The sequence below is a fragment of the Companilactobacillus bobalius genome (assembly GCF_009764355.1).
Genome location: NZ_LNUA01000032.1, coordinates 333,449 through 344,921 on the forward strand (window position 1 = coordinate 333,449; position 11,473 = coordinate 344,921).

Annotated in this window: 12 protein-coding genes; 8 read left to right on the forward strand and 4 right to left on the reverse strand. The window is 35.8% G+C overall.

Annotation, left to right across the window (positions count from 1 at the left end):
* The first annotated feature begins 226 nt into the window (after positions 1-226).
* Positions 227-766: a GNAT family N-acetyltransferase gene (locus tag ATN92_RS08725; protein WP_056952261.1), complete on the forward strand. Its 540-nt coding sequence runs from the start codon at positions 227-229 to the stop codon at positions 764-766.
* A 104-nt stretch (positions 767-870) separates the two neighbouring features.
* On the opposite strand, the gene ATN92_RS08730 is transcribed toward ATN92_RS08725, so the two are convergent.
* The 3 genes from ATN92_RS08730 to ATN92_RS08740 are packed head-to-tail and all read right to left on the reverse strand — an operon-like array spanning position 871 to position 4,513.
* The gene (locus ATN92_RS08730; RefSeq protein ID WP_056952263.1) at positions 871-2,814 is read right to left on the reverse strand and encodes a PTS fructose transporter subunit IIABC; all 1,944 of its coding nucleotides are present in this window, start codon (positions 2,812-2,814) and stop codon (positions 871-873) included.
* A 19-nt stretch (positions 2,815-2,833) separates the two neighbouring features.
* Positions 2,834-3,754: a 1-phosphofructokinase gene (gene pfkB / locus ATN92_RS08735; RefSeq protein WP_056952265.1), complete on the reverse strand. Its 921-nt coding sequence runs from the start codon at positions 3,752-3,754 to the stop codon at positions 2,834-2,836.
* Positions 3,755-4,513 (reverse strand): DeoR/GlpR family DNA-binding transcription regulator, encoded by a 759-nt coding sequence (locus ATN92_RS08740; RefSeq protein ID WP_234032563.1) that lies wholly within the window; start codon positions 4,511-4,513, stop codon positions 3,755-3,757.
* Positions 4,514-4,707: 194 nt separating this feature from the next.
* Here ATN92_RS08740 and obgE point away from each other — a divergent pair, with 194 nt between their 5' ends.
* The 7 genes from obgE to ATN92_RS08775 all read left to right on the forward strand — a co-directional run bounded on the left by obgE (position 4,708) and on the right by ATN92_RS08775 (position 11,086).
* Positions 4,708-5,982, forward strand: a complete 1,275-nt coding sequence (obgE, locus tag ATN92_RS08745) for a GTPase ObgE (RefSeq protein ID WP_056952268.1) — start codon at positions 4,708-4,710, stop codon at positions 5,980-5,982.
* Between the two features lie 12 nt (positions 5,983-5,994).
* A complete protein-coding gene (locus ATN92_RS08750) occupies positions 5,995-7,920 on the forward strand; it encodes an acyltransferase family protein (protein WP_056952270.1) in 1,926 nt (641 codons plus the stop codon).
* Positions 7,921-7,940: 20 nt separating this feature from the next.
* Positions 7,941-8,867 carry a ribonuclease Z gene (gene rnz, locus ATN92_RS08755; protein ID WP_056952272.1) on the forward strand — a complete coding sequence of 309 codons (927 nt, stop codon included), beginning with the start codon at positions 7,941-7,943 and terminating at the stop codon, positions 8,865-8,867.
* 14 nt (positions 8,868-8,881) lie between these two features.
* Positions 8,882-9,679 carry an SDR family NAD(P)-dependent oxidoreductase gene (locus ATN92_RS08760; protein WP_056952275.1) on the forward strand — a complete coding sequence of 266 codons (798 nt, stop codon included), beginning with the start codon at positions 8,882-8,884 and terminating at the stop codon, positions 9,677-9,679.
* Between the two features lie 14 nt (positions 9,680-9,693).
* Positions 9,694-10,017 (forward strand): lipopolysaccharide assembly protein LapA domain-containing protein, encoded by a 324-nt coding sequence (locus tag ATN92_RS08765; RefSeq protein WP_056952277.1) that lies wholly within the window; start codon positions 9,694-9,696, stop codon positions 10,015-10,017.
* 87 nt (positions 10,018-10,104) lie between these two features.
* Entirely contained in the window at positions 10,105-10,287 is a 183-nt protein-coding gene (rpmF, locus tag ATN92_RS08770; RefSeq protein WP_025085314.1) for a 50S ribosomal protein L32, read from the forward strand.
* Between the two features lie 64 nt (positions 10,288-10,351).
* Positions 10,352-11,086 (forward strand): hypothetical protein, encoded by a 735-nt coding sequence (locus tag ATN92_RS08775; protein ID WP_056952279.1) that lies wholly within the window; start codon positions 10,352-10,354, stop codon positions 11,084-11,086.
* Between the two features lie 99 nt (positions 11,087-11,185).
* Here the strand turns inward: ATN92_RS08775 and ATN92_RS08780 are convergent, their stop codons facing one another.
* Positions 11,186-11,392 carry a YjzD family protein gene (locus ATN92_RS08780; RefSeq protein ID WP_082397480.1) on the reverse strand — a complete coding sequence of 69 codons (207 nt, stop codon included), beginning with the start codon at positions 11,390-11,392 and terminating at the stop codon, positions 11,186-11,188.
* Between the last annotated feature and the right edge of the window lie 81 nt (positions 11,393-11,473).

Genomic DNA, 11,473 nt, shown 5'->3' on the forward strand with positions numbered 1-11,473 from the left:
TCAACAAAAAATGGCAATTCAAAAATTGTTTTATGGAAAATTATTTCAGATAATGGGAAAAGAATTATAAAAGCTAATGAGAATAAAAAAGGATAAGAATTCAGTAATCGAGTTGAACTACTGAATTCTTATCTCATATATTTTAAGATTAGATTTTTTAAAATTTTTGCTTTATCCGAAATAAAGGATAAAAATAATATTAATTAAGATAAAGAAGGTAAGTACGATGTTATCTTGCAAAGTATCAGATGATATTAAATTGGCAGTACCAAGACCTAAAATTGACGGTCCCAAGTTATTCAACTTGTTGGATGGGCAACGAGAATATTTTGAATATTATTTACCATGGTTAAAGCTAACCAAAGTGGCGAATGATGAAGTTGAGTTTTTACAAATGACTAACCGTCATATGGGGACGAATGATTCACTAAACCTTATAATTTGGTATCAAAATGAAATTGCTGGAATGATTAGTTTTAATCAGTTTGATCATTTACGGGCTAGTGCTGATATTGGCTATTGGTTGGGTAAGAAGTTTCAGGGGAGAGGTATTACGACAAGAGCAGTACAATGTTTTGCTAACTTAGGTTTTGAAGATTATGGGTTAAATCGTGTCATAATCCAAGCAGCTGTTGATAATGAAGCTAGTAATGCGGTGGCTAAAAGAGCGGGCTTTATTTTGGAGGGAACATTACGCCAAAACGAATTATTGGACGATGGTTTTCATGATGAAAATCTATATAGTTTGCTTAAAGAAGATTTATAGTAGTAGCTCCAATTGGAGGCTTTTAGTAATTCCTTCTAAATAAAAAAACTATTTAGCTAACTTTTCAGCCAGTTAAATAGTTTTTTGTCCGTTTATAACGGGATTTATTTATTTTCTTTTTTAGCAGGTTTCCAAACACCGTAGATAACACCAGAAATTACAGCACCGATAACAACAGCTAATAAGTAAAGTAATGGTTTGTTAGCTAATGGTGTAACGAAGATACCACCGTGAGGAGCAGGAACATTAACACCCCATAGTTGTGTCAAGCCACCACCGATAGCAGAACCGATAACACTTGATACGATAACGTGCAATGGATCTCCGGCAGCAAATGGAATAGCACCTTCAGTAATGAATGATAAACCTAAAATATAGTTTGAAAGACCAGCTTGTCTTTCTTGTTCAGTAAACTTGTTCTTCCAGAATGTTGTTGCAATAGCAATAGCTAGAGGAGGAACCATACCACCAACCATGACGGCAGCCATCAAAGCACCATCTTGAGTTGCAGTAAATGTACCAATGGCGAATGTGTAAGCAGCCTTGTTGAAAGGACCACCCATATCGATAGACATCATACCACCAAGCAATGTACCTAAGATAACGGCATTACCAGTACCCATTGATTCTAGGAAGTGAGTAATAGCAGCGTTAACAACAGCAAAGATTGGATCAACAGCGAAGTACATGATAGCTCCAGTGAAGAGCAATCCTAATACTGGATAAATCAAGATAGTCTTAAGACCAGCTAATGAATGAGGTAGATTCTTGAGCCATTTCTTTAAGAAAACAACAACCCATCCAGCAATGAAACCAGCTAGAAGACCACCGATAAAACCGGCAGGACTCTTGGAACTAACTACAGAAGCTGTAGCTTGGGAAGCCATGTAACCACCAACGAAACCAGGTAGCAAGGCAGGACGATCACCGATTGAAACCGCAATGTAGGCGGCTAGAACAGGGATCAAGAAACTGAAGGCGTAATTACCAACATTATTAAAGAAGAGGAACCATTGTGAATGAGCACCAACGGAGTTTTCCAATAGGAAGGAAATGGCCATTAAGATACCACCACCAACAACGAATGGAAGCATATTAGAAATACCATTCATTAAATCAGCGTAGATTCTTGACCAAAGTGACTTCTTTTCTTCAGTGTCTTCTTTTTCTGCGGTAGCACCACCTTCAGCATGGAAGACGGGAGCCTTTTGTTCAACAGCTAAGTTGATTAATTCTTCGGCTTTGTTGATACCATCACTAACAGGACGGTTAACTAAGTGCTTGCCATCAAAACGAGGCATGTCAACTTTCTTGTCAGCAGCAATGATAACACCATCGGCACGGTTGATTTCGTCAGCAGTTAACTTGTGCTTAACACCTTCGGAACCATTAGTTTCAACCTTAATATCAATGCCCATTTTTTCAGCTTGTTCTTTTAGAGCAGCTTCAGCCATGTATGTATGAGCAATACCAGTAGGGCAAGCCGTAACAGCAACGACGTAAGGTTTCTTGTCATCAGAATCACTAGCTTGAGCAGCAGCTGCTGCTTTAGCTTTTTCTTTCTCTTCGTCAGCTTTATCCTTAGCTTCTTTTTCCTTCATAGCCTTGTCAAATAATTCTTGAACTTCATCAGCTGTTTGGGCATTCTTTAAGTTCTTGACCAATTCAGGATTGATTAGAAGTGATGATAGTGCGGCAAGAGCTTGCAAGTGAAGATTGTCAGCACCATCTGGAGCAGCAATCATAAAGAATAGGTAGGCTGGTTGGCCATCTAGTGATTTATAATCAATACCCTTAGCACTTTTAGCGAATAAAACTGTAGCACGTTTAACGGCTTTATCACGAGCATGTGGCATGGCAATTCCTTCACCGATACCGGTACTAGTTTGTGCTTCACGCTTTAAAATATCTGCTTTGTATAATTCTTTGTCATCAATAACGCCAACTTGATAGTACTTATCAACCATTTCTTCAATGGCATCCTCTTTAGTAGTAGCTTTCAAGTCCATAATCATGGCGTCTTTTAACAATAGTTGCTTTAAGTCCATTATTAAGAGTCCCCCTCAATTAGATTTCTGTAATAGAAATTTCCTTATAAACTTCGTCAATCTTTTCTTTAATAGCTATGTCTTGACTGAAGGCAGTAGCTGATCCACAAGCAGCACCCATGTGGAAACTCTCGATAGGATCGTTTGTTTCCATGAATGTACCAGCAAATCCGGCAATCATTGAGTCACCAGCACCAACTGAATTGATAACAGTTCCCTTAGGTGCATTAGCCTTGTAAGCTTTATCTTTGGTAACCAGTAAAGCACCATCTCCAGCCATAGAAACTAGGACGTGCTTAGCTCCTTTGTCCAAAAGCTTTCTAGCATAAGTAATGATTTCTTGCTCATCCTTGAAAGTAACGTTGAATAAGTCAGCTAATTCATGGTGATTTGGTTTTACGACTAATGGATGTAATGGCAAAGTATCCAAGAGAGCTTGACCAGTAGTATCAATGATAAATTCAGCACCTTGTTTTTGAATCTTTTCAGCAATATCTAAATAAAAATTAGTATTGAGATTTCTGGAAAGGCTTCCAGCCATGACAACGATGTCGCCTTTACCAATTTCACTTAAGTTATTCATGAAGTTAGTTTGTTCTTCATCACTGATGACAGGACCGGCACCATTAATTTCAGTTTCTTCATTTTGTTCAGTAGCGTTGATTTTGACATTGATACGAGTGTCTTCTTTAACTCTAGTAAAGGAAGTCTTTAGATTATGTTGAGAAAGTAATTCTTCAAACATTGAACCTGTGGCACCACCAACAAAACCAAGTGCTGTGGAATCAATATTAAGTTCCTTCATGATTCTAGAAACATTGATTCCTTTTCCTCCAGGAAGTTTAACATCGTTTTGAGTACGGTTAACTTCACCAGTATTTAAATTCTTCAATTGCAAAACATAATCAATTGAAGGATTAACTGTAATTGTATAGATCAACTAGATTGCCTCCGTTATCTTAGTAAATTTTTTCAAAGCATTAGCTTCTTTTTCTGATAGTCTGCTTGTTATTAATGGAACTTCATCTAAAGTTGCAAAACGACTAAAACTAACTTGCGAAAACTTGGAACTATCGGATAGTACATAAGATTGATTCGATTGTGTGATCGCCAAACTCTTAATGGCTGCTTCTTCAGGATCTGGCGTTGTGTAGCCAGCGTCAATAGAAAAGCCGTTAGTACCGAGAAAAGCACGATCAAAATGATACTTTTCAAGTGTTTGAATGATATTCGCACCAATCAATGCTTTTGTAGATGATTTTAACTTTCCCCCAGGAAGAAATGTGTTCACGTTGTAATCGGCCAACATCGAAGCGTTATCGACACTATTGGTAATGACTAACAAGTCGTTATGTTCTATTAAGTAAGGAATCATGAATTGAATGGTGGTTCCGGAATCTAAAAAGATTACCTCATGATTTCTAACTAAACTTGCGGCTGTTTGACCAATCAACTTCTTTTCATTAATATGTACAGCTGCTTTCTGGGAAAGGGCTGGTTCCTCATGTAATGAAATGACGTTTTGAGCACCGCCGTGAATTCGTAATAATTTGTGACAATTCTCAAGATCTTGCAAATCACGACGCAAGGTAGATTCAGAAGCACCCGTTAATGGAATTAAATCGTGGAGTTTGACAATATTGTGTATTTTTAATTGTTCTAAAATAATTTGTTGTCTTTCTTCAGTAAGCACTTTCATCACCTCGCAAAAAATATAATACCTCCATATTCGTTCAAAATCAATCATAAAAACTCAGAATCTTTCAAAATCTTCCAAAAGATATTAACCAATTAATAAATTACTGGACAATCAATTCTACTTCAAAGTATTATGAAGTATGTTTTTGTGCTAAAATTTAGAAATGATAATTAAGTTTAGAAAGGGGGATTTTAATGTTTGTAGATAACGTTAAAATCACCGTAAAATCTGGTAAGGGTGGAGACGGCGCTGTTGCCTTCCGCCACGAAAAGTATGTACCACTTGGCGGACCTTCAGGTGGAGACGGTGGTCGCGGAGGCGACATAATTTTAAAGGCTAATGAAGGCATGAATACCTTGATGGACTTTAGATATAAGAGAATTTTTAAAGCTCAACCTGGTCAAAATGGCCAAATTAAAGGAATGTATGGTCACAAGGCTGATCCAGTTTACATTGTCGTTCCTACAGGAACATCAGTTTATGATGAAGATAGTGGTAGATTAGTTGGAGATTTGACTGAAAACAATCAAGAATTAGTCGTTGCTAAAGGTGGCGATGGTGGACGTGGTAATATTCACTTTGCTACTTCTAAGAACCAAGCACCAGAAGTAGCCGAAAACGGTGAACCCGGTCAAGAGAAGCATTTGAAGCTCGAATTGAAATTGATTGCGGATGTTGGTTTAGTTGGATTCCCATCTGTTGGGAAATCTACCTTATTATCTGTAGCAACTTCAGCTAAGCCTAAGATTGCTGCATATCACTTTACGACTTTATCTCCTAATTTAGGGATGGTTAAGTTGGAAAATGGTCAAGATTTTGTTATTGCCGATTTACCGGGATTGATCGAAGGTGCTTCTAATGGTGTTGGTTTGGGAATTCAATTCTTACGTCACGTTGAAAGAACTAGAGTCATCCTACATTTAGTTGATATGGATCCTAACAATGGTCGTGAACCTTACGATGATTATTTAGCTATCCGTAAAGAATTAGGTAATTACGATGTAAATGTTTTGAAACGTCCAGAAATTATTGTACCAACTAAGTTAGATATTCCTGGTTCTGAAGAACGCTTGGCAGAATTTAAGGAGAAATTGGATGCCAATGCCGATATTTTCCCTATTTCAAGTATTCAACATACTGGTGTTAAAGATCTAATGAACCATACCAGTGAAGTACTATCTAAAGCAGAACCAATTCACTTTGATGTACAAGCTGATGATTCTAAGGAATACAATTTTGAGCCAGAGAAGAAACAATTTACTATTGAAAAAGATGCCGAACATAGCTTTGTTGTTAAGGGTGATCGAGTTGAATTGCTCCTTCAAAGAACTAATTTGGATCATCAAGATGGAATCATGCGTTTTGCTAGACAATTGAAGTCAATGGGTATTGAAGATGCCTTGATTGAGGCAGGGGCCGAATCAGGTGATTCAGTTACAATTCTTGACTTTACTTTTGAATTTATTTAGGGGCTAGAAATAATGAATAAATCACCGAAAAGAAGATTTATTACTGGATTTGATGGACTACGTACTTTAGGGGTTATAGGTGTTATCATGTATCACTTAAATCCTAATGTTTTTTCCGGTGGATATTTGGGAGTTCCAATTTTCTTCCTGATATCTGGATACTTAATCACAGATCATTTCTTTAATACTGTAGATTATGGTGGTTCGTTTTCATTAAGTAATTTTTATCTAAAAAGAGTAAAAAGATTGTACCCAGGAATGCTATTTGTATTATTGGCATCCGGTGCATATATTGTTTTGTTTTTGAAGAACTTGCTATACCATTTCGATCAGATTTTTGTGACAAATGTTTTGAATGTTTATAATTGGTGGCAAATTTTTAATGGTCAGTCGTATTTTGAACGATTTGCCAATAATGAATCACCGTTTACACATTTATGGACATTGTCTATTGAAGGTCAATTTTATATTATTTGGCCAATTCTGTTGATTTTGTTTAGTAAATTCCATGTTAAAAAGGGTCGTATTTTTGGTTTCTCTTTGATTGTTTCCATTGCATCAGCAATTTGGATGGCAATTTTATTTAAACCAGGTGTTGATCCAAGTAGAATCTATTATGGTACTGACACAAGATTGTTCTCTATTCTTTTGGGATGCGGCTTGGCATTAGTTTGGCCTGCCGAGAAACTAAAAGAGGGTCTTAAAAAGTCTGATAAATGGAAATTGAATATTGTTGGTTTATTGTCATTGGCTTTAATGCTATTGATGATTTTCACAATTAAAGATTCTGATCCTTTCCTTTATCGTGGTGGAATGTTCATCTTCTCTGTCACAACATGTATCTTTATTGCGGTCGTAGCTCATCCAGATTCTATGTGGAATAGTTTGTTATCCAACAAGGTCTTCCATTATGTGGGCTCAAGAAGTTATGGATTATACCTATACCAATTTCCTGTTATGATCTTTTTTGAATCTAAATTTAAAAATGTTGCAGACCATCCGATTTTATATCCGGTGATTGAAGTTATTTTAATTGTCTTAGTAACTGAATTTTCATTCAGGTTTGTCGAACAACCTTTAGCTCATGCTAAGTGGAGCGACGTTAAGAATTTCTTCAAATCTTCAACGGGAATTCAACGTGTTTTGGCTCTAGTAATTGCATTAATCAGTATTACTGGTTGTTACAGTGTGGTTAAAGCAGTTAGTGCACCAAATCCTAACGTTAATCACAGTCAATTGGCTAATAAGATTAATAAGAATGAAAAAGCTAATAAGAAAAAGAAACAACAAGCCATTGAGAATTTGAAAAAAGCTAAAAAGAAACAGAATGCAACAGGTAAGATGTCAGCTGCTGATTATGCTAGATATAAGAAAGCTGCTAAAGATCATCCAATTAATACTGAGTTTGAAAAGTATGGTTTAACACAGATCGACTTACAGAGATTAAAGGATGTACCATTAACAGCTGTTGGTGATTCAGTTATGGCTGATGGTTCAGATAATTTCTTGAAGTTATTTGATGACAAGAAGGTTGTTGTTGATGCGGCAGTAAGTCGTCAATTGGCAGCCAGTCTAGATATCTTACAAAAGTACAAAGATCAAGGAGTCTTGGCACCTAATGTCTTGATTGGTTTAGGAACTAATGGACCATTCAATATGCAACAACTTGGACAGATCATGTCATTAGTTGGTCCACAACGTCATGTTTACTGGATCAATGTCCATGTTCCAACAAGACCATGGGAAAAGACTGTTAATGGTGTTCTGAGCCAAGCTCAAAGCAAGTATAAGAATTTGACCGTGATTGATTGGAATGGATATTCAAATGGACATACTGATTGGTTCTATGATGATAATGTCCATCCTAATCCAGATGGTTCAATGTATTACACATCCTTCGTGGCTAAAGAAATTTTGAAGTCATTGGATAAAAAGTAGAAGTAGAATAGGAATTTTTTATGGAATTAGAATTTTTAGGAACAGGCGCTGGCGTTCCATCAAAAGGTCGCAACGTTTCAAGTACAGCTCTAAAAATGCTGGATGAAAGGAACGAGGTGTGGCTGTTTGATGTCGGCGAGGCTACACAGCATCAGATTTTAAAAACAGCGATAAAGCCAAGAAAGATTACAAAGATTTTTATCACTCATTTACATGGAGATCATATCTTTGGTTTGCCAGGTTTATTATCCAGTCGTTCTAATCAAGGTGGAAATTCGCCTCTAGAAATATATGGACCAGTTGGGATAAAACTATTCGTTGAAACCTCTCTAAAGGTAACTGGCAGCAGATTAAGTTATCCCATCAAATATATTGAGATGAAAAATGGTGGAGAAATCTTCAATGATAAAACTTTCATCGTATATGCTGGTGAATTGAAGCATCGAGTAACTTGCTTTGGATATCGTGTTGTTGAAAAGCCAAGAACTGGTGAATTATTGGTGGATGATCTACAAAAGTACAATATTCCTAATGGTCCAATTTTTGGCCAATTGAAGGCTGGTAAAACAGTTACTCTAGAAGATGGTACAGTTCTGAATGGTAAGGACTTTATTGGTCCTGATAAACCAAGCAAGGTTGTTACGATCATTTCTGATACTCGCTATACTCCAGAGATTGATAAGTTGTCACAAGATGCGGACGTAATTGTTCACGAATCAACTTTTTCTAACGATGAAAAGAAACTAGCCTATAATTATTTCCATTCAACTGCCACTCAGGCAGCGGAAGTAGCCAAAAGATCTCATGCAAAAGGATTGATTTTGACACATATTTCTGCTAGATATACTGGTAGGGGTGCTTTAATTTTGCAAAGAGAAGCTCAAAGAATCTTTAAGAATACTAAAGTGGCTAGTGATTTTGATTTGTTTGAAGTTCCATTCAAATAGAAAAGAGGATGACAATGGTTAATTTATTGAATCAGACAGTTTTGGTTACAGGAGCATCTTCCGGAATTGGTAAGAATGTAGCTATCAATGCTGCTAAATCCGGTGCTAATCTAATTTTAGTAGCTCGTAATGAAGATAAATTGTTGCAGGTAAAGAATGAATGTATTCGTGTAGGTGCAGAGGGTGCTCGTCATGAATATTTGAGTGTTGACATGAGTGATCCGCAACAAATCACTGATGGAGTAAAAAGGGCTTTTGAGATCAATGATGATATTGATGTCTTGGTTAATGCCGCTGGCTTTGGTGATTTCTCTAATTATTTAGAGACAGACTTTGATAAGATTGAAAAAATGTTTCGTGTGAATGTTTTAGGTTTAATGTTGATGACTAGATTAGTTGCTAGCAAAATGGTTGATAATGGTCGTGGGCACATTTTTAACGTTGGTTCAATGGCTGGAAAGATCACAACTCCTAAATCAGCAGCGTATGCGGCTACTAAAGCAGCTGTAATCGCATTTTCAGACGGTCTAAGACTAGAATTGAAGCCACTAGGTGTATTTGTAACGACTATCAATCCAGGCCCTGTAGCAACCAATTTCTTCTCTGTAGCCGATCATAACGGAAACTATCTTGATTCAGTGAAGAACTTTGTACTTGATCCAAATAAATTAGCCTGGGAAATAGTTGATACGTTTAACAAAAATAAACGTGAAATCAATCGTCCACGTTATATGGAATTAGCTGCAGTACTTTATAAGTTAGCACCAAGTTTAGGGGATTATTTTGCTTCAACACTTGGAAATTGCAAATAATAGAGGGTTAAAAAATGAGTAATAATAATGGTAAACAATCAAGATTCGTCATTGGATTAGTTATAGCTTTGATTGTGGTAATCTTTGCTGTGTTGAATGTAGATCCAGTTACAGTCAGTTTTGGTTTTACAAGAGTGAAGTTGCCATTAATTATTTTAATTATTGTTTCGTTGCTTTTGGGAGCAGTAATCACATTGCTTTTAGCTAATACAGGTAACAAGAAAGAAAATAAACTTAATCGTCATGCACAAAAACAAATTTCCAACGTAAAAGTCTCTCATGATAACCAAATTGCGGATGCTTTAAAGGAAAATAATGTAAAAAAGCAAACAAAATAGGATTTTTGCTTGCTCTAATGTTTTTATGATAGTATTATATTAAACGTTAGATTTGATTAAGTAATATAAATAAAGGAGTTTTTAAATATGGCAGTTCCAAAGAGAAAATCATCAAAACAAAGAAAACGTCAAAGACGTGCACATATTAAATTGAACACACCAAACATGCAATTCGACGTTGCTACTGGTGAATATCGTTTAAGTCATCACGTTTCACCATCAGGTATGTACAAGGGTGAAAAAGTTATCAGTGATAACAAAGAAGCTTAATTAAAAGTCAAGTCAATTGGTCTTGGCTTTTTTTTAATATTTTTAATTGGATGGGGAAACAACTATGAAAAGATTAAAGTATTTATTGTTGTTGGTTATTCCGCTATTCTTTTTAATGCTCTCAGGGTGTTCAAAATTAAATTTATCAACGACTAAGAAGTCATATAGTGCGGATGGTTTAGTTTCTGTGGTTAAAGGCCAAGCTAGTAATTATAAGAAGCTGACCTATACGGTTAATGGCGAAACTAAGAAAGTAGCTGTAGACGGTGGACATTTTGCTATCTCTGTACCTGTTTCAGCAAGTGATCAGAATGTTAGGATCAAAGCTGTGAATGGTAACAAGACAGAGACTAAGTTAGTTAAAGTAAAAAAAGCTAAGGCACTTGAAGATTACCTGACTTTTGCGCAATCGTATAATTATACATTGCTATCATTAGGACAACAAAATGATCAATTACAATTAATTTCTAAAAATGGAATTATAACGCATAAGAAGAATGATGGAACGAAGTGGTATTATAACGTTCAAAATAACCAATTAATGGGAATTGCAACAAAGTTCTCTTATAAAGATCTCAAATCTAAGACTGGTCAAAAGAATTTTGCTACAGATTTGATGATCGTTTCCAAGTTATTAGGAGCTGATGGTAAGAAGGTTTTAAAGGATTTTGCTAAGCAAACTAAGAATGCTGACAAGAATTCTACTAAGACTTCAATGGATACAATTACTTCTAAGGGAGTTAATTATAATATTAATTTGACGACTAAAGATTTCTATATGTACATCACTAAGTATTAATTTACTTACAAAATAAAAACTTCAACTCTGAAAATTGAGTTGAAGTTTTTTAGTTATAATTTAGAAGTTTTAATGGCACAAAAAAACGCTTAAACTGAATTAAGCGTTTTTTTCGGTCTTTGTTTCTTTAACAGAACTGTCGAGCATCAATGGAATTACACTGAAGATGACAGCGAATACTATACTAACAATGATAGAATAATTTGTATTGTAAGTTTGTTGGTTTAGGGCACCACCGATAAAACCGGCAACTTGTCCCAACATGATTGACCAGAAAATTACAGCAATATATCTCATTTCTTCCATCTCACTTTCTCAAGTAGTTTAGCACAAAATGGATTTTTACCCAATAAACTTCTGCTTGATTTTGATATAATTTTAAACAAA